Below are 23,641 nucleotides of genomic sequence, written 5' to 3'. Positions count from 1 at the left end.
TATGAAGATCAAATCCATCCTTGCTAAACCCTATGCCAGGCGAATTAGGAAACGCATCTACAAATGGGCTTCAAATCCAGTAAAAACTCAGGAAAAAATCTTCAAAAAGCTTATCAGGCAAGCAAAACACACGAAGTTTGGTAAAGACCATCAGTTTTCAAAAATTCGAAGTCACGAGGATTTTGTGAATAATGTTCCAGTAAGGGATTATGAAGGGTTAAAAGGTTATGTAGAGATGATTCTGGATGGTAAAAGTGATGTACTATGGAAAGGAAAACCACTATATTTTGCAAAGACTTCAGGAACTACATCTGGAGCAAAGTATATTCCACTTACCAAGGAGTCGATGCCATTTCATATCAAAGCAGCTAGAAACGCATTATTAATGTACATAGCCGAAACAGGTAATGCCGATTTTGTGAATGGTAAAATGATCTTCTTACAAGGAAGCCCTATTATTGATGAAAAAAATGGGATTAAAACAGGAAGACTTTCTGGTATTGTAGCGCATTATGTGCCGGGTTATCTGCAAAGAAATAGAATGCCTAGTTGGGAGACTAATTGCATAGACGATTGGGAAACCAAAGTTGATGCCATAGTAGAGGAAACGCTTCAGGAGGACATGACATTGATTAGCGGTATCCCTTCTTGGGTACAAATGTATTTTGAAAAGCTAATAAACAAAACAGGCAAATCAATAGCAGATATCTTTCCTAATTTCAATTTGTTTGTCTATGGAGGTGTTAATTATGAACCCTATAGAAATAAATTTGAGCAACTTATTGGCAAGAAAGTAGATTCTATAGAGTTATTCCCAGCTTCTGAAGGTTTTTTCGCCTTTCAAGATAAGCAGAATGAGAAAGGCATGCTTTTGTTACTGAATAATGGTATATTTTATGAATTTATTAAATCTGATGAATTTTTTGAGGATAGTCCTAAACGCGTAACAATCGCAGATGTAGAGTTAGGCGTAAATTATGTACTCATTGTTTCTACTAATGCAGGATTATGGGGTTACAATATTGGAGACACTGTTGAATTTACTTCGCTAAATCCACATAGAATTATTGTTTCCGGGCGTATAAAACATTTCATTTCTGCTTTTGGAGAACATGTTATTGCTAAGGAGGTAGAACAGGCATTAAAAGAAGCTTCTGAAGGCAAAGACATTTCAGTAAACGAATTTACGGTTGCACCACAAACCAATCCAGAGAGTGGATTACCATATCATGAATGGTTTATAGAGTTTGAAAAAGAACCAGAAGAGATAGATAACTTTATTAGTATCATGGATCAGTCCATGCAGAGGCAAAACTCTTATTATTTTGACCTAATAGATGGCAATATTTTACGCCCGTTAGTTATTACCAAGATACAAAAGGGTGGATTTCAAAACTATATGAAGTCTGTAGGAAAGTTAGGAGGTCAAAATAAAGTACCCCGACTTTCAAATGACAGAAAGATAGCAGACCAACTTAAAAAATGGGCTTTATGAAAGTGATATCGGTCAATTTAGGGGAAAGAAGAAAAGTACAATGGCGCAAAAAGATGATTGAAACAGGTATTTTTAAATCGCCAGTTCCTGGACCTATTTTTTTAGATAAGGAAGATGTTCGAGATGATAATGTAGTTAACAGAAAGTATCATGGTGGTATTGATCAGGCTGTTTATATCTATGGAGAGCAACATTATGAATATTGGAAAGAATTATATCCAGAACAAGATTGGAAGTATGGTATGTTTGGTGAGAATATTACCATGTCTGATTTTGATGAGACCCAAATTCATATTGGCTCAGTTTATCAATTAGGAGAGACTAAAATTGAAGTGACAAAACCGCGTCAACCTTGTATGAAGCTTGGGGTACGATTCAATACTCAAAAAATTGTAAAAAACTTTTGGCACTCTACTAAAAGTGGCATTTATTTCAAGGTTTTAGAAACAGGTAATGTAGCTGTTGGTGATGAACTAATACTTTTAGAGAGAAAGACTGAAAACCGCACCATAGCAGAGGTATATACTCAAAAGCGACTTCAAAAAGGAAAATAATTTTTCACTTTTTTAAACCTTTTTAATTTTCTGGGGTCTTAGTACCAAATCTAAAAAATCAAAAAAAATGAAAAAGTTTGTTATTATCTTATTTGGTTGTGCTATGTTATTGTTGGGAAATTCATGTGTAGTACACACAAGACCGGCACATACGCATACAGTAGTTGTTAAAAAAGCACCAAGATATCATAAAGTAGTAGTTGTAAAAGGGAAACGTTATTATACCTGGAATGGCAAGTATTATAAGAAGACCAGAAGAGGATATGTAGTGGTAAGAGTGTAAGTTTAAACACGTGAGCCTGTCTGAGATTAAATCTTAGACAAGCTCAGTTTGATATCGCTATATTTTCCTTAAGAATATATCGCCACTTATTGTTTTTAATGCTAACATTGCATTACCATTTTTTACTTTTCCTAAAATTTTACTACCCGTATGCTTGTTTTGATTTTTGAAATCTATTTCTAAATCAGAATAGACCATACCTGTTAAAGTTTCTGCCTTAAATTCGGCGTCAGTAACCACAATATCTATATCTCCACTAATAGTTTTTAAATCCATTTTTTTAGAGTGCTTTTTTATATCAATATTACCGCTTATAAGGTCTAGCTCTAATACTCCGAGATAATTTTGAGTATTGACGTTAGCTGTAATGCTTTTTAAACGAAGTTTTACATTTTTAGGGATGTATACAACATAATCTATAATAGCTTGTCTACAATTGATGTAACTTGTACAATCTTGACAATCTTTTTTATTCCAATTCTTTTTTTCAAAAAAATCACCATAATCTGATTTAATTTTTAAAGTCGATCCAATTTTTTCTTGCTCTAAGTCGAATTTATCATTCTCAGTATTATCATTCATATTTACTTTCACCTGTACTTTTACTTCATTATTTAGTGAATTTCTTAATTCAACAGATTTAGCAAACTGTAAGTGCATATAAATTTCTTCAATTCCAGCAGTTTGATAACTTTCATTTATTGTTTTTTGAGCTGATAGGGTGCCAAAAGTCAATAGTAACCCTATGAAAATAAGTAATCTTTTCATTTTGAATGTTTTAAGTTAAAAAGAATTTTTTTGTTTATTATTTTTTTCTAAGGTATATATTACCCATAGATGATCTCAAGGTAATTTTTACACCACCATTATTAAGGTCACTCTTAATACTTTTTATACCACTAATATTTTTTAATCCGTTTTTGGGAGGTGCTTGAAAATCAAAGTTTGTATAAACAGTACCTTGAGTTTTTAGTTCTAGACTTGCCTTCGTATTTTTAGGAATGCTTACATCAATTTCACCTACCGATGAACTTACTGTAATAGGTGAAGATTGATTTACTGTAGTAAAATCAATATTGATATGTCCAACGCTGGTATGTGCTGTGATAGGTCCAGCTACATCTTTCATATTAATCGCACCAACGTTTGTATCGGCCTCAACATCAGAAGTGAAACCTTCTACTTCAATAGACCCAAGATTGCCACCATCAGCAAAAAAGTTCATGTTCTTAGGAAGCATTAAAAGAACTCCTTTTCGTTGAAAACTTGATTTTAAATCTATAATGGTCAGTACTCCATCTTTTTCTTCAACTGAAAAACCGTAACCATTAGTATTATCTTTTCCACCAGGAAAAATAGGTGTCAGTCCATCAGCTTTGGTATTATGTGTTTTATGGTGTTCATGGCAATCACCAATTTTACAAGGGTTGCGATCTTTTAAAGTCAATTCAGAACTATTAGAAGCAACAACCTTTAAAGATGCTTCTGTTTCAATGTGTACTTTTTTAATGTTACTTAAAGAATGTTTGTATTCCTTTTGTTGTGCATAAATAATTGAACTTATAAATACTAATATGAGTGTTATTTTTTTCATGATTTCTATTTTTTTACAGTAAGTTTTGAATATTATACTGCAATTCTTGTTTTACATAAATGGGTGTTTGCTCTTTATTTAAGAGCCTTTTCATCAGTTCAAGCGCGCGTTTTTCTTGAATGGTTGCAAGTATGTGAATTAATTCTATTTGTACGCCAGGGTCTTGTTCCGTCTCCAGAGATTTTATGAAGGCAGATTTTACCATTTCTAGCGAAGCAAATTTCGCCAAAGCTTCTACGGCAGTTAAACGTACATTGGTGTTTTTGTCAAAAAACAATCGATTGATAAAAGCTTGTATAATTCGGGTATCAGTTGATTCAAAATTTTCTGAATAATTTAAAGCCTGAATTCGCTTACTTGCTGAATTATTTTCTAATAAAGCTAATAACTGTTTTTCATTTTCAGATTTTAGCTTTTTTTCATTTGATACAATATTTTGATCACCAGGAGACTGCCCATGTTTTCCTAAAAGGAATGCACTAACCAGTAAAGCAATACCTGCGGCAACTTTTAAAAAGAATTGGAAATTCTTTATTGAGTTTAAAGGCACCACTTTAGTCTCTCGCAGCTCTTTTTCTTTAGCCAAAGCTTGTTCAAAATTGCTCGTAAGTTGATCTGAAGGATTTTGTTGAATATTTGAAGAAAGAGCTTTCAAGAATTCTCTGGTCTTTTCCAATTCTTTTTGACAACTTTCGCAAGATGATTGTAGATGTTTTTCAATAGCTTCTTTATCCTTTTTTGATAAAGTATCTTCTATATATTCAATAAGTTGTTCTTGTACTTTTAGACATTCCATAATCAATGTACCAATATTTTAAAATAAATTTCTTTTAATTTTTTCAGTGCCCTATGGGTTTTTACCTTCACGGCATTTTCATTACTTCCTAAAATTTCAGCTATTTGCTCATATTTTATTTCCTGAAACCGGTGCATTATGATCAATTCCCTATCTGATACATTCAACTTTAATAAAGCCTTTTGTAAATGATCCAATTCTTCTTGATTATTCTCAGTGATCAATATTTCATTAGAAATAATCTTATCATCATCAACCACATTTGAGCGCTCTTTAACCAGTTTTTGATAGTAACTTGAAAAAATATTTCTTGCAACAGTGTAAATCCAGGATGCAAAATGACCATTCTTATATGATGTTCTGTATTTCATAATTTTTACAAAAACATCTTGTGTTAGATCCTCACTTACCATTTTATTATGAATCATTTTATTAAAGAAGTTATAGATACGAATATGGTATCTGTCAAACAGCTCTGTTAATTGATCTAAATTACCCTGAGCTACTTGTTGCATTAATTCTTCATCAGTAAATTGATTCAAACTGCAGTCATTTTTGGTTAGTGTCTATATTAAATACCAAGTATTTTTTAAAAGGTTACATTTAAAAATAAAAAAACCCGAACAATTTGTTCGGGTTTTGATTTTTATAAAATTGAAAATTACTTTTTCAAAGAATCTCTGATTTCAGTTAATAAATCAATTTCAGAAGGTCCAGCTGGAGCTTCTTCTTCAGGCTTTCTTGTTTTGTTGTATGCCTTAACAATTAAAAACATAACAAGACCAACAGTAATTAAACTAATAATTGTATTCAACCAATTACCCCATTTAATAACATTAGCTGGTTTATAGCCCTCTTCACCTTCAACTCCTTTAGCTGGAGACAATTCTAAAACTCTATCAGCAAAATTTACGCCACCAGTAAACTCACCTATAACAGGCATTATAATATCAGCAACAAAACCATTAATAACAGCACCAATAGCCCCCGCCATAATTACGGCTACAGCAAAGTCTATTACATTGCCTGTCATGATGAAATCTCTAAATTCTTTTAACATAATTGTTTAGTTTTAAGTGATTAATTGCGGCAAATATAGGGAAATTAACATTTATTTAACGATTCTTTTTACACGTTGAGAAATTGCTGTCAATAGCTCATAAGAAATCGTATTGATACTGGTTTCCAGCTGATTAATTGTTGTTTGATTGTCAAAAATAATGACTTCATCACCTTCATTACAATCAATATCTGTAAGGTTCACCATGATCATATCCATACATACATTACCAATAATGGGTGCTCTTTTGCCTTTGATGGTCACAAACCCTTTTTCATTGCCAAAAGCTCTATGAATACCATCAGCATGACCTATAGGAATGGTAGCTGTTTTCATAAAATCTGGTGCTTTGAAGGAACGATTGTACCCAACGGACTCTCCTTTTTCAATCACATGTATTTGAGAAATGACTGACTTCAAACTAAAGACATTTTTCAGTTCGGTTGTTTCTTTTTCATCATTGGCGAATCCATACAATCCAATACCTGCCCTCACCATATCAAATTGAGCTTCCTCTGCATAGTTTAAAATACCTGATGTATTTAATTGGTGTAGCATAGGTTTATAACCTACTTTTTGCCCAAGTTCACCAGCTATTTTTTTGAAAGTACTAATTTGTCCTAATGTAAATTCTTTTTCATTTAAATCTTCACTAGCCGCCAAATGAGAGAAGATAGATTTTACTTTAATAGAAGATGTAGCTTTTAACTTATCTGTTATATAATCTACATCATTTTCGCAGAAACCCAGACGATTCAACCCTGTGTTGAACTTAATATGTACAGGATAACCTGCTTGAACTTCATTTGAAGCAACATCAATAAAAGCTTTTAATACCCTGGTATTGTATAAATTAGGCTCTAAGCAGCGTTCAATAATGGTTTTAAAGTTTATAGGTTGAGGATGCAAAACCAAAATAGGGGTTTTGATTCCGGCATCGCGTAAAGCAACACCCTCGCTGGTATAAGCAACCGCAAAATAATCTACCTGATTTTCTAAATGCTTTGCAATTACAATAGCATCTGAACCATAACCAAAAGCTTTGACTACAGCTAAAAATTGTGTGGAGGACTTTAACTTTGACTTTAGATATTCAAAATTATGCGTAAGTGCTTGAAGGTCTATTTCTAAGACAGTTTCCTTTGATTGAGGCATGCTAAGAGCTTTTTTTTCGTGGAGTTACCTGTTTAGCATCTTTTACCTCAATTTTTTCTAGTTTCTCTTGCAATTGTATTTTGTAGTAAGCAGCTCTACTTAGAGGTTCATACTCCTCTGTTTCGCCCAAAAAAACGACATCATCATTTTTTACTTTTCTATGGCTAAAATGCGCTAAGTTTCCAGTTTTGGTACATACGGCATGTACTTTCGTTACATATTCCGCAGTAGCCATAAGAGCCGGCATCGGTCCAAAAGGGTTTCCTTTAAAGTCCATATCTAAACCGGCAACAATAACGCGCACCCCTCTATTTGCTAAATCATTACAAACTGACACAATTTCATCATCAAAGAACTGAGCTTCATCTATACCCACCACATCAACATCATTCGCTAAAATTCTAATATTAGCAGCTGCAGGAACTGGGGTAGAACGTATTTCATTTGCGTCATGAGAAATTACTTTTTCTTCATCATAACGAATGTCAACTGCAGGTTTAAAAATTTCTACCTTTTGCTTGGCAAATTGAGCGCGTTTGAGTCTGCGTATCAATTCTTCTGTTTTGCCGGAAAACATAGAGCCGCAAATTACTTCAATCCATCCAAATTGTTCTGAGTGATTTACTGTATTTTCAAGAAACATTTTGTAATTTTCGGCGTTGAAAGTTAGTAAAGAGTGTCCTTTTTAAGCTGGACACAAATTTATTAAAAATAGTATACCTTTTAGTTTTAAACCAATCAATTTATGCACAAAAAGTTAGAAGCAGAATTAGTGAGTTTGGCTCATAAAATCTTGCAAATGAAAAATAGAGATGAAGTTATTGCTTTGCGTGATAAAGCGCATGAGGTATATGAGAAACTAGCGTTACTTGCCTTTGTAGATGAGTATTTAGAGACTACACCTAATACTGATGTTTCTAAGGATGAGATCTTAAAGAAGATTGACAAAGTAGTCGCCAATATTAAAAAAGAAGCACCAGAAAACAAACAGCCTGAACCCGTTGAGAATGAAACTGAACAAGAGCCACAAGAAAGTTTTCAAGAACAAATCAAGAAAGAGGTAAACACAAAAGAAGATAAGACCATTTTTGAACCTAAGTTTGACTCCGTTAAAATTGATATACAAAGCCTTAAGGAAAATCAAATAAGCTCTAAGGAGGAGTTTAGAGATGCCATTTCTGCCGATAAGACTGCTACATTGTTTGAAGATGACGATGATTCAAAAGAGAAAAAAACGCTCAATGATAAATTATTTAAAGGAACCATACAGGTAGGCTTAAATGACCGAATTGCTTTTGTAAACAATCTTTTTAATTATAATCAAGCCGATTTTAACAGGGTTTTATCTCAGTTAAATACATTAAAAACAGAAGAAGAAGCTAAAGCATTCATTCAAAACACTATTAAACCAGAATATAACTGGGATGGTAAAGAGCCGTATGAAGAACGTTTCATGGCCTTAATAGAGCGAAGATTCGCATAAAAATAAACCCTATGTTATATAGTAAAAAGTAATGCTTCAAAGACTTTTGATCAGCTTAAAAACAAGGTGTTTATTTTTTATAATTGCAATAGTTGTAAGTTGCAAGTCTACATATGTTACAACACCTTTTTCAGCGGGCCTAGCCCCATCAAAGCCTAATTATCTCAATGAAGATCATTGGGCAGTTCTTCCATCAAAATATACTGATCAACTAAAGAAGGTTGCTCCCTCAAATATTGAGGAATTAGAAGCAGATGTTTTCTATGTATACCCTACATTAATCTCAGATAAAAAAGACAAACGCTGGAATGTATCTGTTTCTGATATTGTTCAAAATAAAAGGGTGTTAAATACGGCAGTACATTATCAAGCTTCAGCCTGGGCTACCTCAGGGAAAATCTATGTGCCGTACTACAGACAAGCCCACTTACGATCATATACACATTTGGAAGAAGGTGGTAAAGAAGCTTTAATGTTAGCATATACTGATATCAAAGCAGCATTTGAACAGTACTTAAAAAAATTCAATCAAGGAAGACCTATTATTATCGCAAGTCATAGTCAAGGTTCTACCCATTGTAGTATGTTGCTAAAAGATTTTTTTGACAATAAGCCTTTGCAAAACCAGCTAGTAGCTGCATATATTATTGGTACAGGCATAAAAAAGGATGAATATAAAACCATAAAACCTATGACAAGACCAGATGAAGTAGGAGGTTTTGTTTCTTGGAATACTTACAAAAAGAATAAATTACCAGACAGGTATGAAAGATGGTATAAAGGAAAAACTGTTTCTAATCCTATAACTTGGGATACTTCAAAAACAAGCGAGCGGAAAACACATAAGGGTTTTTTATATAGAAATAACAAAATTTACAATAAAGCCTTAAAAGTAGAAGTTATAGATGGTATGCTATGGACAACTTTACCAAGATTTCCTTTAAGAATATTTATATTATTTAAGAAAAACTATCATGTGGGCGATGTAAACTTATTCTGGAAAGACATTCAAGAAAATGCCGAATTGCGAGTGAAAACTTGGCTCAACAAAAACTCTAATTAAGAAAATTGACTAATTCTTCAACATTCTTCTTAGAGTTTCCAATAAAAATACTATCATCTATAATGATTACCGGACGTTTTAGAAAAGTATATTCCTCTAAAATAAGCTGTTTGTAATCTTTCTCTGTTAGTGTTTGGTTTTTTAAATCCATGACGGCATATTTTTTAGACCGCCTACTAAAAAGTGCTTCATAACTTCCAGCGAGGGCATGCATTTCTTCTAATTGTTGTACAGTTATAGCTTGTGTTTTGATATCTTGTAATTCTATTCCTTCAAGTGGAATCTGTTTTAATATTCGCTTACAGGTATCGCAGGTTTTTAAATAATATGCTTTTTTCATGATGACTTTTTTGCTGGATAAAAATAACTTGTTTTCAGCTTAAAAAACGATACTTTTACATCAAATTTATACGCCATGGAAAAAGAGTTTGACATTCTTTTGCAAAACAGAAAGTTGATACTTAAGATCATTGAAAGGATGAGCTTAGAGCAGCTTAACAGGATTCCAAACGGATTTAAAAATAATATTGTTTGGAATGTTGCTCATTTAGCGGTCACACAACAGCTCTTATATTATGCACACTCAGGTCTATCAATGAATGTAAGTGATGAAATGGTTAGCTTATATCGTAAAGGAACGAAACCAGAAAGAGATATAACTCAAAATGAACTTGACGAGATTAAACGATTATTCGTTGACCTTATTGAAATAACAATGAATGATTATAAGAAGAGAATTTTTGAGAATTATGAGGCCTATATGACCAGTGCAAATGTTGAGTTAAAAACGCTTGAAGATGCTATCAAGTTCAATAATTTTCATGAAGGCATTCACTTGGGCTCTATTTTGGCACTTCGCAAAGTAGTATAGTGTAAGTTTATTCAAAAAATTAAGACAAACAACTGAAATATTCAACACATGAAATTCAATACAAAAACAATACATGGCGGTCAACAATCAGATCCTTCAACTGGGGCGGTTATGCCGCCTATTTATCAAACATCAACATATGAACAAAGTAGCCCGGGTAAGCATAAAGGTTATGAATATTCAAGAGCAGCAAACCCTACCAGAACGGCTTTAGAAAAGAATTTTGCTGCTATAGAAAATGGCACCCATGGTTTTGCCTTTGCCTCTGGTTTAGCAGCGATCGACTGTGTACTAAAAATGCTAAATCCAGGTGATGAGGTCATTGCAGGTGATGACTTGTATGGAGGAACTTACAGAATGTTCACTCGTATGTTTGAAAAATACGGTTTAAAATTCCATTTTGTGAATATGGAAGATCCTACTTTAGTAGATGAGTTGATCAATGAGAATACTAAGTTGATTTGGATAGAAACACCTACGAATCCGTTGATGAAAATTGCCGATATAGAGGCAATAAGTAAGCTTACAAAGGCAAAGAATGAATCTATTTTAGTGGCAGTTGACAATACGTTTGCAACACCTTATTTACAATTACCATTAGATTTAGGTGCTGATATTGTGATGCATTCAGCTACTAAATATTTAGGAGGGCATTCAGATTTGGTCATGGGTGCTTTGATGGTGAAAGATGAAGGACTAGCAGAGAAGATCCATTTCATTCAATTTGCTGGGGGAGCTATTGCTGGACCTCAGGACAGCTTTTTAGCATTACGAGGTATAAAAACCTTGCATATTAGAGTACAACGCCATTGTGAAAACGGAATGGCTATTGCCAAATACCTTGAAACCCATTCCAAAGTGGCTGAAGTTTTTTATCCAGGCTTGCCATCCGATAAGAATTATGAAATTGCAAAAAAGCAAATGAAAGATTTTGGAGGAATGGTCTCCTTTAAATTAAAAGATGAAAGTGAAGCGGCAGCTTTTAAGGTATTAGAAAATCTCAAAGTATTTACCCTTGCAGAATCCTTAGGAGGTGTAGAAAGTTTGGCAAATCACCCGGTAACTATGACGCACGCCTCCATCCCTGAGAAAGAGAGAGAAAAGATAGGTATTTCTGATTCACTTATACGATTAAGTGTTGGAATTGAAGATATAGATGATCTTTTGGATGATTTAAAGCAAGCCTTAAATGCTTAAAATAAAAAACCCATTCTTTATTTTGCCAATAGAGAATGGGAAATTGCTATGAAAAAGAAGATTCAATTCAATTGAATCTAGCCTTTAGTCTATCTTTTCAAAAAATCCTTACAAAAAAATTTATTCAGGTTTGTACCTATATGATTCTTGAGAAATTCCGGTACCGCTCACGTATTTATTGTTAAAATACTTACCGCCTAAATTCACACTTTCTTTATAGTAAAAGTTGGCAATACCATGTTTTAAGTTGTTTTCCCAGGTACCTTCATAAATATTGCCATTGGTATAGTAGTAAATGCCATAACCACTTCTTATGCCATGGCTATAGTTTCCTTTGTATTTTGATCCATCATTCCAAGTGTATTTTCCTTGGCCATGACGTTTATCATTTTCCCAAGTACCAACATATACATCTCCATTTTTCCATTTATAAGTTCCGGTGCCATGTCTTAAATTATTTTTCCAATCACCAACATACGTACCTGTTGCGTAGTTCATTGTGCCTGATCCATTCTCACAATTACCAGAAATACAAACAGGTTTTGTTATAACAGCTTGTTCTTTCTTTTCATCGACTTGTGCAGATTCAACTGATTTTTTGACTACCTCTTCTGTAGTAGTTTTGAGTGTATCAACAGATTTTGTGACTTCCTCCGTTTGAGCAAGTAATACAAAAGGGCATAATAAAAGTAGCGTAATTATTTTCTTCATAAATTCTATTTTTTAAAGGGAGATTTACATCTATAACGCAGATAGACGCGTATTATTTTAGCGCATTTAGAAGTATTTATTTAGAGTTAAAGTTTTTCTAAAATTACTATTTTAAGATGAAACAGCGCTGCGATTCTCTATTTTTGTCATTATTATGCGTAATGCTGCAATTATATTTAGTGCATTCATCCTAATTTTTTCTTGTGAAAAACGAGAAACTAAAGTGGTTGAGGATGCAAAGAAACTAATGATTCCATCTTTAGATTACCGCGCATTAGAACCAATTTTACAGACTAATAACGATTCTACTTATGTTGTGAATTTCTGGGCAACCTGGTGTGCACCATGTATTAAGGAATTGCCTTATTTTCAAGAGTTACATGCTAAAGTAAAAGATGATAAGTTAAAAGTGCTATTAGTGAGCTTGGATTTTCCTGAAAAGAAAGAAAGTCATCTTATTCCATTTATAAAAAAGAAGAACTTACAACCTGAAGTGATTCTACTGGATGACCCAAATGAGAATACTTGGATACCTAAAATAGATAGTACGTGGTCCGGTGCTTTACCGGCTACACTTATTTTTAATAAAAATAAAAGGGCTTTTTATGAAAAGTCTTTTACTAAAGAAGAATTATTTAACGAAGTACAAAAATTTATTAAACTCTAAATAGTATGAAAAAAACGGCATTTATATCAGTAGCAATTTTAGTAATTGCATTTTTGGCTTTTTCATTTGTGGAAAAAGAAAAACCGGTTGGTGATGGTTATAAGGTAGGCGACATTGCTAAAGACTTTTCTTTAAGAAATGTTGATGGTAAAATGGTTTCTATGGCAGATTATAAAGATGCCAAAGGATTCATTGTTATTTTTACCTGTAATACCTGTCCTTATTCTGTGGCGAATGAAGATAGAATTAATGACTTGCATACTAAATATAAAGATTCATATCCTGTAATTGCCATCAATCCCAACAACCCTGCTGTTCAACCCGGAGATAGTTTTGAACTTATGAAGGTGCGTGCTAAGGAGAAAGGATTTGAGTTTCCTTATTTATTTGATGAAGGTCAAAAGGTGTATCCTAAGTTTGGAGCTTCAAAAACCCCACATGTTTACATCTTAAATAAAGAGAAAGAAGGCTTACGTGTAAAGTATATAGGTGCTATTGATGACAGTTCTAGAAGACCAAGTGCTGTAAATGTCAAATATGTTGAGAATGCTGTTGATGCTTTAAAAGCTGGCAAAGAGGTTGAAACTACAAATACAAGAGCTATAGGTTGTTCAATTAAGGTGTAAAGCAAAAAGGTTGCTTTAAATATTTAAGACTCTGTATTAATTAAAATTAATATTTAGTCTTTTTTTCTACAAGAAAATAACCTTTAATAGATTAGATCAAATTTAAACGTTGTTTTATTCTTATACGTTTCTTCCGGAAGTAATAGTGCCGATGGAAAATATTCATTATTGGGAGCATCAGAAAAATTTTGAGCTTCAAAACAAATTGAAGGAAAAGCTGAATATTTTGATGACAGCGGTAATGCTGTAAATTTTGGAGTTGTAAAAACAACCATTGTAGGTTGTTTGGTAGAAATACTCATTTGAATACCGCTTTCTTCTGAAAAAAGAATAGCTGCTTTCTTTTTGTTCTGATCTAAAATGAACGTATCATCAAATCCAATGAAATCATCTCTACCAATAATTGACTTTTTATTGAAGTCAAATCTAGTGTTTTTAGATTTAATTATTTTTCCTGTTGGGATCAATTTAGAATCTACTTCGAGATAAGAATTACTGTTAATTTTTAAATGATGATTTATAATTGTGCCATAACCGTTTAAGTTAAAATAGGCATGGTTGGTCAGGTTGACAAAAGTTGGGCTATCTGTCTTGGCTTTATAAGTAATGCTAAGCCTGTTTTGATGATCCAGTTTATATTGAACCCAAACTTTTAAATTACCAGGATACCCTTCTTCTAAATGCTTGCTTACATATGATAAAGTCGCGTAAGGATTTTTACCTTTTTTTACTTTTTCTATATTCCAAAATTTATTACCAAACCCTTCCTTACCTCCATGTAAATGAACTCCTTCTAAATTAAAAAGGGGATATTCTATTTTATTTATTACAAACTTACCTCCAGATATCCTACCAGCATATCTTCCTATAGAAGACCCTATAAATAAGTTGTGCTTTAAGTAAGATTCTTGGATGTAATTTTCAGGCTCTTTCAACCCAACTACTACATTTGTCTTTGCTCCTTTCTTATTTAGAACATTTAAGCTCTTAATAGTTGCCCCATAATTCAGTATTTCTAATTCAACTCCCTTGCCATTAGATAAAAAAACGGATTTCATTGAGTGCTCGCCCATTTTGATAAGACCTATGTTGATTGATAAATAACATTTATTTAATTATTTACCAAATCTATTTCAATTTGTTCCAAAGACTTTCCTTTTGTTTCAGGCAATATTTTAAGTAAAATAAAGAATCCTAATAGTGCAATAGAACCAAAGATGAAAAAGGTTAAGGCATTTCCAAAATTTGAGAGCTCCCATGGAAAAATTTGCTGTATAACCCAGCTTACAAACGAGTTTACAAAACCAATGAATCCAATAGCCAAGCCTCTATACATATTAGGGAAAAGTTCAGATAACATCACCCACATCACGGGTCCCAAAGAAAAGGCAAAACTCGCAATGAATCCAAGAATACCAATTAACACTAACATTGCATTCATAGAAGTTGCAGCTTCAAGAATTTCTCCTTCATTTTTAGCATAAACTTGCGATCCTAATGTAGATTTCATACTGTTTTTAAAATCAAGATCATTATCAAAAGTTTTATCGGTAATAGCTAAGAGATTTGATTTTTCATTAAATGAAAAAGCTTCTATTTTTTCCGCAGTTAATTTATAAGTAGCATTTTTAAACCCATAGGCGCACAATAACAAACTTATTGCTATGCCAGCCATACCAAATAACATTAAAGGCCGTCTTCCGATTTTGTCAATAGTAAAGATGGCAATTATAGTAAAAATTACAGTTGTAAAGCTTAGAAGTACCCCTGATGAAAAAGCGGCATCGGTACCTATACCAGTTTGTTTAAATATAGAGGTAGCATAAAAATAGACTGCATTTATTCCGGTAATTTGTTGTAAAACACCAATAACTAGCCCAAGAACAATTACAAAACGCAATGCCGGTTTGAAGAGGTCAAGTATAGCTACTTTAGCCGGTTCATCTTCCTTATCTTTGGAAAGACTTTCTACTATGGTAGAAGCTTCTTCTTTGCCTTTTATAGGTCCATACATACTTTCAAGAATAGCATTAGCCTCTTTATTTTTACCATGCATATACAACCAACGAGGACTTTTAGGCACAAAAAACATCAAAATAAAATATAGTACTGCGGGTAGAAATTCAACTCCTAACATCCATCGCCATACGTTTGCATCTGTTAAAAAATCACTTGTACCTGAGCTAAATACTTTATTGAAATAATAATTACTTAAAAAAGCAGCAAAAAAACCAAGAACGATATTCAATTGCTGAATTGAAACTAATTGCCCACGTGTTTCCGCAATAGATATTTCGGCAATATAAGTTGGGGCTAATATTAAAGCTGCACCAAAGGCAAAACCGCCTATCATTCTTGCAATGTATAGCATTTCAAAAGAGATGGCGTATGCAGACAAAATTGCCGATAGGGCGTAAAAAAAAGCTACAGCAATTAATATTTTCTTTCTACCTATTTTATCGCTTAATCTTCCAGCAAACAACATTGAAATCATGGCTGCAAAAGAAGGAGAACTTACAGCCCATCCTGTTTGAGCATCATTTAAATCAAATTCTGGTCCGGCGTAAGACATGACACCTGAAATAATACCTGCGTCAAATCCAAATAAAAACCCACCGAGTGATACTACAAAAGCAACAAATAAAGATTTTTTCATGGGTATGGTTAGTTTGTATAAAGATGTTAAGATAGAAATAATAATAACATCTTAAAGGATAAAGATTTAGAGATGCATTTAACTCGGCTGCATTTATGAAAATTTATGACTTCATTTTTATTAAAAACAAAAAAACCCGACCAAAATGGTCGGGTTTTTCTTTGACTTCATTAATTCAAATATACTATGCAAAAAGTTTTGTTAACTTCTTTCTTCCGTAGGCATATTGCCCTTTTAAAGATACTAAAGCATCAAATACTAATTCTTGTTGATTTGCAGCCAACTTAAATCCGGCTTTGATAGCTTTTGTAGCAACTTTTTGCCATTGTTCAGCGATGGTTATTGACTCATTAACTATTTCTTCAGTAGTATTTACTGCGAAGTCATTTGCTTTGAATGTAACTTCTTTTGTTTTATCTATAGTAGTGATAATTCTATCTGTTACTTTTATATTTTTCTTCTTGCTCATGATTCTTATTTTAAAATTGTATTAAAATTATTTCTTAGCAGCTTCTTTAGCTTGAATTCTCCAATCTTTAATGTTGTACATCTTTGGATTCATTTCAGCAGCAGTAATAATTCCTTCAAGGTTTTTTAATGTTGCTTTAGAAAGTTCTAAGTATGACTCAATTCCAGCTTTATTCAATACAGTTTCCATTTTTGGACCGATACCTTTAATAGCTTTCAAGTCATTTTTCACACTTACTTTTTTAGCAGCAGTTTTCTTAGTAGTTTTTTTTGCTTTAGGAGCTACTGTTTTCTCAACTTTTTCTTGAACATCTTCTACTAAATCTTCTACCTTTTCTTTTACGTCTTCTACAACATCCTCAACTTTTTCTTTAGCATCTTCAATAGTTTCAGACAATTCTTTTCTAAGCTTAGCAGTCATTTTTTCTGCTTTCTTAACTAAAGGATTTTTGGAAACCTCTTTTTTAATCTTTTCTGCAGTATCTTCTGCTTTTTGAGCTAAAGGATTGTCAGTAACCATTTTCTTAGCTTTTTCAACCATTTTAGGATCATAACCTACTAAAGCTTTTAAGCGTTCGGTACTTGTTTCTAACTGTCCTTTAATAGTTTCAGCAGTTTCAGCAACCATGTTAATTTGTTGTTTACTTAAAGGTTCTGCTTTCTTAATTAACTTCGCAGTTAACTTTTGCCATTTTTCTCCTGTTTTAACAGTAGTTTCAATAGCGTTGAATGATGCATCAATTAAATCGTTATTAATTTTCTTAACAATAGCTTTCGCTTGATCTAATTTTTTCGTTTTCTTTGATTTTTTTGCTGTCATGATTATATGATTTATGTGTTTATTTAAATTTTATGGTACAAAAGTACAAACGGCGAGTTACAAATGAGTTGCAATCTTGATAGTTAGTTACTTAGCATAAAAAAAGCCGCGATTTCCTAAAAACCACGGCTCAACTAACCTTAAACCAACTTAACTAGTTTTTGCTAAATAATACTTTAGATCTGTTGAATCCTTTCATGATGTGACCTTTAGCAGTTTCTAAAGCATCAAAAACGATATCTTGCTGAGTAGCAGCTAATTTTAAACCACCTTTTACAGCTTTGTTTGTTACATTTTGCCATTTACCAGCGGCATTGATCATTTCAGTAACAACATCTTCAGTAGATTTTAAAGCAAAATCATTTGTCTTAACTGCTACATTCTTTACTGTATCTACAGTTTTGTTTAATGTTGCAGTAACTGTTTTTTTATTCTTTGTTGCCATTTTTAACTCTTTTTTTATATTAATAATATTGTTTAATTTCAAAATCTGGGGCAAACATACAATGAGGGAGTTACAAATGAGTTGCAAAAAATAGAAGTACTAAATTTTAGCTTATTTCTTCTATTTCTTTAATAAGTTTTTTGGTTTCTGGAAGTGGATCTATGCCATATTCTTCATCAAGAACCTTTACGCACTTTTGATACGCTTTAATGGCCTGGGGTCTGTTACCTTTGTTGAGGTAAGCTTCCATTTGTATACGATAGGCATCTTCCCAAGTAGGATCAATGGTTAGTGCGTTTTGTGCTAAACGAATACTTTCTATAGGATTTTCTTCTAAGATAATTTCTGCTAATGTAATATAAGCACCCAAGATTAGTAATTGAGTTTTTTCACGTTCTTCTGAAGACCAATCTTCATATATTCGATTAGGAAGGAAATTACCTTTGTATAAGTTTATAGCTTCTTTATAAGCTTCTCTAGCTAATATGGTGTTAGAATTAACAGCTTCGTTACCAATAATAATATATTTCTCAAGTGCTTCTACGTCTATCCACACTTTTTCAAGATTCAATTGATAACTTACTCCTTGCCGAATAATATAAGTGGGTTCAGTTCTGGAAGGTCTATCAGGCTCAAGCGCTTTATTAATACCATGCATAGCAACTTTAAAATCTCGATCATCCCAATCTTCCCAAAGATGATCCATGATCTTTTCTTTATGGAGTGCATTCTTTTGCCTGTTTGATACTAAATATTGTAAGAGCTGTAATGTTTTATCACGTCCCCACTGCTTTGATGAAATTTTTTCGCCTTGCCTCCAGGCATTAAATTGCCCTAAAGTTTGTATGCGAATGCCAGCATTTTTTTGAAATGCCTTTAATTCATTCAGTGTTTCTTCAGCCTGAGACATGTAACGAATTACTTTTTACTTAAGGCATCTATTTTTTTATGGAGTTTTTTTATTTGATCAGTCAGTTGACCAACAGATTTGTTCATTTTTTTGAAGTCGGATCTTGAAGCATTTCGCCATTGGTCTATTTGTACTTTTTCACTAATCTCTTCGCCTAAATTGCTAATTTGGTCTTGAATCTGATCCTGTATGTGTGTAATCTGCTTTTTAGGATCCTTAATAGTCTCCATTAAAACTTTTGGTCCTACTTCTTTCATTGTCTTCCACATAGAAAGGCTTTTTTCCAAAATACCTTCACGATGCTCTTCCGGATGATCTTTAGTGGCCTCATTGGTTAATTCAGCCAGCTTTTGTTGCATAAAAACCAAAGCATCATTAAAATCAGTAAAGTTTTGTTCACCACCACCTTGAACATGTGAAATTTTTCCACGCCATTGTACATTAGATTCACCATCTTCTTCATAAATGCGTTGATTAAAACGTACCATGAATGATGCTGTTTGATCTGATTTCTTAGCCATGATCTTATTATTTTTATCCGGGTTCCTTTTCTGAACCTACCTCAATTTTAAGTAGACCTCTGAAGGCATCATTAACAGTATTACCTTCATAAAGAACTTTATAAACTTCTGTAGAAATAGGCATTTCTACATCATAATCTTTTGCCAATTCCAAGACCACTTTTGCAGTTTTTACCCCTTCTGCTACCTCATTCATTTCTTCTATGATCTGCTCTAAACTTTTTCCTTGCCCTAACTGAAATCCTACATGATGGTTTCTACTCTTAGCACTCGAACAAGTGGCTACTAAATCCCCCATACCTGCTAAACCAGCAAATGTGCTTCGTTTACCTCCCATAGCTACGCCTAAGCGTGTTAATTCTGAAAGCCCTCTTGTAATTACTGCTGCTCGGGTATTGTCTCCAGCATTGGCTCCATCACCCATGCCGGATGCAATAGCCATAATATTTTTTAAAGCCCCACCAAGTTCGCAGCCTATTACATCACTATTAGTGTAAACTCTAAATAACCCAGAGCTAAAAACGGGTTGTAGTCTTTTGGCTATAGTATCATCTACCATAGCTATAACTGCTGCTGCTGCTTTTCCAAAATGAATTTCTTTCGCCAAATTAGGCCCTGTTAAAACACCTGCCGGATGCCCTGGTAATTCCTCTTCGATAATTTCAGTCATGCGTTTTTTAGTACCCATTTCCAGCCCTTTGGCAAGGTTTACAATAGGAACCCAGGCTCGTATATGCGGTTTTGCCTCCTGCAAAACTTTTCTAAAACTTTGTGATGGAATACCCATCACTACTAAATCGGCATCTTTTACCGTCTCTTCAATAGAATTAGAAGCCTTTAATGATTTGGTTAAAAGGGCATTTGGTAAGTATTTGCTATTGGTATGAGATTCATTAATTTCTTTTACGGTTTGAGGGTTTCTAGCCCACATGATAGCTTCAGCATTTTTTGCAACAATAGACGCTACTGTAGTTCCCCAAGAGCCACCTCCTAGTATTCCAACCTTAAGTTTCATTTGTAATTATATTAATGTTCTAATTCCTTTAAAAATAAATCGCGTACCTCTTCAACATATTGATCAATTTTTCTAACCTTCCATTCAGAGGTATCCACAGGATCTAAAACCACGACTTCAATGTGTGTTGGTTTAAAAAAGTTACTACCCTTTGGCATAGCTAAATATGCATTCTTGATCACTACTGGAATAATTGGCACCCCTGCTTTTAAAGCTAAGTGGAAAGCACCTTTTTTAAATGGGCCTAATTTTTTACTCCTGCTTCTAGTGCCTTCAGGGGCTATAGCTATGGAGATACCATTTTTAAGAGCTTCAACTGCCGGCTTCATAGCTTCAATAGCTTTCGCCTTATTTGATCTATCTATATAAATAGCTCCTAAAGCTTTAAAAATAGGACCTATAGGTGAGTATTCAAGTTCTTTTTTGGCAATACCCGTAAAATCTTTGCGCAGTAACTTCATCATAATAAAGAAGTCTGCGGTACTTTGATGGTTAAAACAAAATACAGCAGGCCTAAAATCTATTAGATTTCGTTTTCCTCGTATGGCGATATCGAGTCCTGCCAACTTAGTACCCATATCACCCAAAGTACTAAAGGTAGCATTGGCCGCTTCTTGTCTTGATAATGTCATTGCACCTGTAGCAAAGCCTTTTAAAGCTGCTGGATATACACTAGCAGCTGCCATGAAAGTTCTAAAGCCATTTATAAAAGGCTTATCTTCAGTATGATCAAAACGTAAGATAGGCCAGTCATTTTCAAAAGCCACCTGTGATAATCGGTTATCAGGATTTGTAGCTCTTGGATTACCCACTATTTCGAGCAAAGGATAATCATCAAAACTGTCTGTATAAAAGTAACTTTTTGAAAGGTCTACAGCGTTCTTTTTTGAAAATTTCCTAGCAGCAACTGCTTTACCCTCTCCCCAACACATTTCTTGTATGGTACCGGTAAAACGCCCACGTTTTACCTCCATTTCTGTACAGTAAAAGTCCTTAATTCCAAGTTCGTCAGCAATAGGTTTAATTTGATATGATGTAGCTGCTGAAATAATAACAACCTGATGCCCTTTTTCTAGATGTGATTGAATCAGTTCTCTTGATTCAGGATAAATTGTATTGGCTAAAAATCGTTCATAAACTTCTTTACCTAACTCTTTGAATTCGGTCTCTTTAACTCCCTTGACACCTAGTGCTGACACTTTAGTAAGAATTTCAAAATCTCTATTGCCAGATGCATACACCAATACTGTAGCTAATTGAGAAAGCAATTCTTTAGCAGTAGTTTTACCACTTAACAAGCGTGATTGTAAGAACTTTTTGGCAGAAAAGTCATTAATCAAAGTTCTATCAAGGTCAAAGAAAGCAGCAATATGAGGTCCTTCTTCTTGTTTTGAAACATCATGAATGTCTTCTGTGCCAGGAACTATTTTAGGAGCTTTATCATGCTGTTTAATATATTTCTTTCTATCAAAAGTGGTCTCAAATTGCTGTAAGAAATTCAACCTAGAAGTAAGATCATTTAATAGTTCTATAAGTAGGTTAATTTTCTTATAGTTGACTTTCCTTTCTATAGGAGTTAATCCTTGGTTTTTCGCAAAGCGTAAGGCACTTACCAAAAAAGGTTTAGAAACACTATCTAGACGACTAATGCGTGTTTGCCAGTGTAACTCTTTGCCTTTGAAGAGGCAAAGCTCTATAAATTCTTTATCTATAAACTCGTCTTCTAAATCCCAACTTTTTAAGGTGTGACAAACTACTTTATTCGCTTCAATATAAATGAGTAATAAAGCCTTAGATACAAATAGTTCCTGCTTTGCCAAAAGTGCTGAAACATCACCTTCAGGATCTGCTAAAATAGCGCGCCAATTTTCATCAAATAAAGCCAATTCAGCTTCAATTTCACTGCTAAATTGAGGTTTATTGGTATAGAAAAATTCAAATTTAAATAAATCTCTTAAGCGCATGATCTCCTCCCAGAAATGGACAATTCTATGCTCAGAATTTTCATTCTTAATTTTGACTAAAGCCATTTCTATAAATGCTCTATGGTATAAATGTCCAGAGGCCATATTTGCATAGTAAGTAGCGGAAAGATACTCTGTAGGAGCTAGGCTATACTGCATAATAGAGCCTGCCTTGCTTTTTTGAATTATGCGCGCACTTAATAAGAGATTTAATGCATTTTGAACTGTTACATTAATATTATTACCTCTGTCAATAAGCACATCCTCCTTACGTTGACCAATGTAGTTCATCAACTTCAATACATTGAACTCAATTTCTTTGCGGGTTAAAGCAAAATTATTGAGAAGTACATTACATACCAATGAAACGGTTGTAACAGGAGTAATTCTGTTCGCTTTATGAATCAACTCAAAGGCAAACCGAGGTAAGGTATTTTTGTTTGCATAACTATCTTCTTCCATGTCTGGAATGATGGCATTGCCATGCACACTTGAATCTACCGGAGCACCAAAACGAATAGAAGCTCTACCATATTGATGCCCCAATTTTTTTATGTAATTGACAAAGGTTTCAAGATTTTCTCTTTTTTTCTCTTTTCCTTTTCCTTCTTCAGTCATCTCCTTCACATCAGGAATAAGATCATATACAATAGAAACAGGCACGTACTTAATATTTCTGGAACTCTCTTGTTCGGCTTCCATGATGTATTTTAGAATACCCATCTGCGGATATACTATTTTGCCTGTTCGTGATCTAGTACCTTCTATATTCCATGTTAAATGATCTCCATTATCAATAAGCGTTGAAATATAATGTCTTAAAGAGGTTTTATAAATAACATTTTCTTTAAAGCTTCTTCGTAAAAAAATCAATCCTGAATTCTTACCTAATTGTTTAACCCCTGGCATGGCCAGATTGATCCCTGCAAAGGCATGAGGTATTGGCATTCCGTAGCGAGCCAAAGTATTTATTAAAACAACGGTATCTAAGTAGGTTTTATGAGTGAGGATAAAAGCCACAGAGTTTCGTCGCATCAGCTTCATCAGACCCTTAATGTCTGTTGGGTCAATATCAATTTTATCACTATATGCTTTTGATATCATATATTGAAACCCCTTTCCTGCCACCATATTGGCCAGCGGGTGTTGATGTGAGTAGAGCTCTTTTATATATCCGGCAGCCTCTTTTTGAACACTTTCAAGTTCTCTTTTCTGTTCTTTGGCTATTTTTTTAAGCTGCTCTTGAAATTTTGTATGATTAATCACCTGTTCCATCAGACCATGAAG

General features: G+C 33.5%; 27 protein-coding genes. 9 read left to right on the top strand and 18 right to left on the bottom strand.

All coding sequences use genetic code 11. The features are described 5' to 3' along the window. Nucleotide 1: 1 nt before the first annotated feature. From AC1EU5_RS00770 to AC1EU5_RS00760, 3 genes are all read left to right on the top strand, one after another. Nucleotides 2–1,495 (top strand): GH3 auxin-responsive promoter family protein, encoded by a 1,494-nt coding sequence (locus AC1EU5_RS00770; protein ID WP_480190431.1) that lies wholly within the window; start codon nucleotides 2–4, stop codon nucleotides 1,493–1,495. Next, nucleotides 1,492–2,049, top strand: a complete 558-nt coding sequence (locus AC1EU5_RS00765) for an MOSC domain-containing protein (protein WP_480190430.1) — start codon at nucleotides 1,492–1,494, stop codon at nucleotides 2,047–2,049. The genes AC1EU5_RS00770 and AC1EU5_RS00765 overlap by 4 nt, the downstream gene beginning before the upstream one ends. A 67-nt stretch (nucleotides 2,050–2,116) precedes the next feature. After that, the gene (locus AC1EU5_RS00760; RefSeq protein WP_480190429.1) at nucleotides 2,117–2,332 is read left to right on the top strand and encodes a DUF6515 family protein; all 216 of its coding nucleotides are present in this window, start codon (nucleotides 2,117–2,119) and stop codon (nucleotides 2,330–2,332) included. Between the two features lie 57 nt (nucleotides 2,333–2,389). On the opposite strand, the gene AC1EU5_RS00755 is transcribed toward AC1EU5_RS00760, so the two are convergent. From AC1EU5_RS00755 to AC1EU5_RS00725, 7 genes are all read right to left on the bottom strand, one after another. Then, entirely contained in the window at nucleotides 2,390–3,100 is a 711-nt protein-coding gene (locus AC1EU5_RS00755) for a DUF4097 family beta strand repeat-containing protein (protein ID WP_480190428.1), read from the bottom strand. A gap of 37 nt (nucleotides 3,101–3,137) precedes the next feature. After that, nucleotides 3,138–3,926: a DUF4097 family beta strand repeat-containing protein gene (locus tag AC1EU5_RS00750; RefSeq protein WP_480190427.1), complete on the bottom strand. Its 789-nt coding sequence runs from the start codon at nucleotides 3,924–3,926 to the stop codon at nucleotides 3,138–3,140. Nucleotides 3,927–3,939: 13 nt separating this feature from the next. Beyond that, complete coding sequence (locus tag AC1EU5_RS00745; protein ID WP_480190426.1) at nucleotides 3,940–4,722, bottom strand: HEAT repeat domain-containing protein; 783 nt, start codon at nucleotides 4,720–4,722, stop codon at nucleotides 3,940–3,942. Between the two features lie 2 nt (nucleotides 4,723–4,724). After that, nucleotides 4,725–5,264, bottom strand: coding sequence for an RNA polymerase sigma factor (locus tag AC1EU5_RS00740; protein ID WP_480190425.1), 540 nt, complete (start codon nucleotides 5,262–5,264; stop codon nucleotides 4,725–4,727). A 119-nt stretch (nucleotides 5,265–5,383) separates the two neighbouring features. After that, a complete protein-coding gene (mscL, locus tag AC1EU5_RS00735) occupies nucleotides 5,384–5,782 on the bottom strand; it encodes a large conductance mechanosensitive channel protein MscL (RefSeq protein ID WP_480190424.1) in 399 nt (132 codons plus the stop codon). A 51-nt stretch (nucleotides 5,783–5,833) separates the two neighbouring features. Next, on the bottom strand, nucleotides 5,834–6,937 hold the full coding sequence (gene alr, locus AC1EU5_RS00730) for an alanine racemase (protein ID WP_480190423.1): 1,104 nt from the start codon (nucleotides 6,935–6,937) through the stop codon (nucleotides 5,834–5,836). 1 nt (nucleotide 6,938) lies between these two features. Next, entirely contained in the window at nucleotides 6,939–7,580 is a 642-nt protein-coding gene (locus AC1EU5_RS00725) for a thymidine kinase (RefSeq protein ID WP_480190422.1), read from the bottom strand. Between the two features lie 102 nt (nucleotides 7,581–7,682). On the opposite strand from AC1EU5_RS00725, the gene AC1EU5_RS00720 reads away from it, so the two are divergent. Both AC1EU5_RS00720 and AC1EU5_RS00715 read left to right on the top strand, forming a co-directional pair. Continuing rightward, nucleotides 7,683–8,420, top strand: coding sequence for a hypothetical protein (locus tag AC1EU5_RS00720; RefSeq protein ID WP_480190421.1), 738 nt, complete (start codon nucleotides 7,683–7,685; stop codon nucleotides 8,418–8,420). A gap of 31 nt (nucleotides 8,421–8,451) precedes the next feature. Continuing rightward, nucleotides 8,452–9,483, top strand: coding sequence for a DUF3089 domain-containing protein (locus AC1EU5_RS00715; protein WP_480190420.1), 1,032 nt, complete (start codon nucleotides 8,452–8,454; stop codon nucleotides 9,481–9,483). Here AC1EU5_RS00715 and AC1EU5_RS00710 read toward each other — a convergent pair. Further along, nucleotides 9,476–9,823, bottom strand: a complete 348-nt coding sequence (locus tag AC1EU5_RS00710) for an arsenate reductase family protein (RefSeq protein WP_480190419.1) — start codon at nucleotides 9,821–9,823, stop codon at nucleotides 9,476–9,478. The genes AC1EU5_RS00715 and AC1EU5_RS00710 overlap by 8 nt on opposite strands. Nucleotides 9,824–9,898: 75 nt before the next feature. Here AC1EU5_RS00710 and AC1EU5_RS00705 point away from each other — a divergent pair, with 75 nt between their 5' ends. Further along, a complete protein-coding gene (locus AC1EU5_RS00705; protein ID WP_480190418.1) occupies nucleotides 9,899–10,354 on the top strand; it encodes a DinB family protein in 456 nt (151 codons plus the stop codon). 48 nt (nucleotides 10,355–10,402) lie between these two features. Further along, nucleotides 10,403–11,551, top strand: coding sequence for a cystathionine gamma-synthase (locus AC1EU5_RS00700; protein ID WP_480190417.1), 1,149 nt, complete (start codon nucleotides 10,403–10,405; stop codon nucleotides 11,549–11,551). 120 nt (nucleotides 11,552–11,671) lie between these two features. Here the strand turns inward: AC1EU5_RS00700 and AC1EU5_RS00695 are convergent, their stop codons facing one another. Then, nucleotides 11,672–12,262, bottom strand: coding sequence for an MORN repeat-containing protein (locus tag AC1EU5_RS00695; RefSeq protein ID WP_480190416.1), 591 nt, complete (start codon nucleotides 12,260–12,262; stop codon nucleotides 11,672–11,674). Nucleotides 12,263–12,416: 154 nt separating this feature from the next. Here AC1EU5_RS00695 and AC1EU5_RS00690 point away from each other — a divergent pair, with 154 nt between their 5' ends. Both AC1EU5_RS00690 and AC1EU5_RS00685 read left to right on the top strand, forming a co-directional pair. Beyond that, the gene (locus AC1EU5_RS00690; protein ID WP_480190415.1) at nucleotides 12,417–12,929 is read left to right on the top strand and encodes a TlpA disulfide reductase family protein; all 513 of its coding nucleotides are present in this window, start codon (nucleotides 12,417–12,419) and stop codon (nucleotides 12,927–12,929) included. Nucleotides 12,930–12,934: 5 nt separating this feature from the next. Continuing rightward, complete coding sequence (locus tag AC1EU5_RS00685; RefSeq protein ID WP_480190414.1) at nucleotides 12,935–13,555, top strand: thioredoxin family protein; 621 nt, start codon at nucleotides 12,935–12,937, stop codon at nucleotides 13,553–13,555. A gap of 83 nt (nucleotides 13,556–13,638) precedes the next feature. Here the strand turns inward: AC1EU5_RS00685 and AC1EU5_RS00680 are convergent, their stop codons facing one another. The 9 genes from AC1EU5_RS00680 to AC1EU5_RS00640 all read right to left on the bottom strand — a co-directional run bounded on the left by AC1EU5_RS00680 (nucleotide 13,639) and on the right by AC1EU5_RS00640 (nucleotide 23,629). Beyond that, nucleotides 13,639–14,613 (bottom strand): aldose epimerase family protein, encoded by a 975-nt coding sequence (locus AC1EU5_RS00680; RefSeq protein WP_480190413.1) that lies wholly within the window; start codon nucleotides 14,611–14,613, stop codon nucleotides 13,639–13,641. Between the two features lie 53 nt (nucleotides 14,614–14,666). Next, nucleotides 14,667–16,211 (bottom strand): sugar porter family MFS transporter, encoded by a 1,545-nt coding sequence (locus AC1EU5_RS00675; protein ID WP_480190412.1) that lies wholly within the window; start codon nucleotides 16,209–16,211, stop codon nucleotides 14,667–14,669. Nucleotides 16,212–16,395: 184 nt separating this feature from the next. After that, nucleotides 16,396–16,680: a hypothetical protein gene (locus tag AC1EU5_RS00670; protein WP_480190411.1), complete on the bottom strand. Its 285-nt coding sequence runs from the start codon at nucleotides 16,678–16,680 to the stop codon at nucleotides 16,396–16,398. A 27-nt stretch (nucleotides 16,681–16,707) separates the two neighbouring features. Beyond that, on the bottom strand, nucleotides 16,708–17,499 hold the full coding sequence (locus AC1EU5_RS00665) for a hypothetical protein (RefSeq protein ID WP_480190410.1): 792 nt from the start codon (nucleotides 17,497–17,499) through the stop codon (nucleotides 16,708–16,710). Between the two features lie 154 nt (nucleotides 17,500–17,653). Continuing rightward, nucleotides 17,654–17,944, bottom strand: a complete 291-nt coding sequence (locus tag AC1EU5_RS00660) for a hypothetical protein (RefSeq protein WP_480190409.1) — start codon at nucleotides 17,942–17,944, stop codon at nucleotides 17,654–17,656. 106 nt (nucleotides 17,945–18,050) lie between these two features. Further along, nucleotides 18,051–18,854 (bottom strand): AfsR/SARP family transcriptional regulator, encoded by an 804-nt coding sequence (locus tag AC1EU5_RS00655; RefSeq protein ID WP_480190408.1) that lies wholly within the window; start codon nucleotides 18,852–18,854, stop codon nucleotides 18,051–18,053. 8 nt (nucleotides 18,855–18,862) lie between these two features. Then, a complete protein-coding gene (locus AC1EU5_RS00650; RefSeq protein WP_480190407.1) occupies nucleotides 18,863–19,375 on the bottom strand; it encodes a hypothetical protein in 513 nt (170 codons plus the stop codon). A 13-nt stretch (nucleotides 19,376–19,388) separates the two neighbouring features. Next, the gene (locus tag AC1EU5_RS00645; protein ID WP_480190406.1) at nucleotides 19,389–20,390 is read right to left on the bottom strand and encodes an NAD(P)H-dependent glycerol-3-phosphate dehydrogenase; all 1,002 of its coding nucleotides are present in this window, start codon (nucleotides 20,388–20,390) and stop codon (nucleotides 19,389–19,391) included. An 11-nt stretch (nucleotides 20,391–20,401) separates the two neighbouring features. After that, complete coding sequence (locus AC1EU5_RS00640; RefSeq protein ID WP_480190405.1) at nucleotides 20,402–23,629, bottom strand: HAD-IB family hydrolase; 3,228 nt, start codon at nucleotides 23,627–23,629, stop codon at nucleotides 20,402–20,404. Nucleotides 23,630–23,641: the final 12 nt, after the last annotated feature.

The organism is Maritimimonas sp. 2405UD52-3 (assembly GCF_056591715.1).
This window is presented reverse-complemented; position numbering and strand designations above follow the sequence as displayed.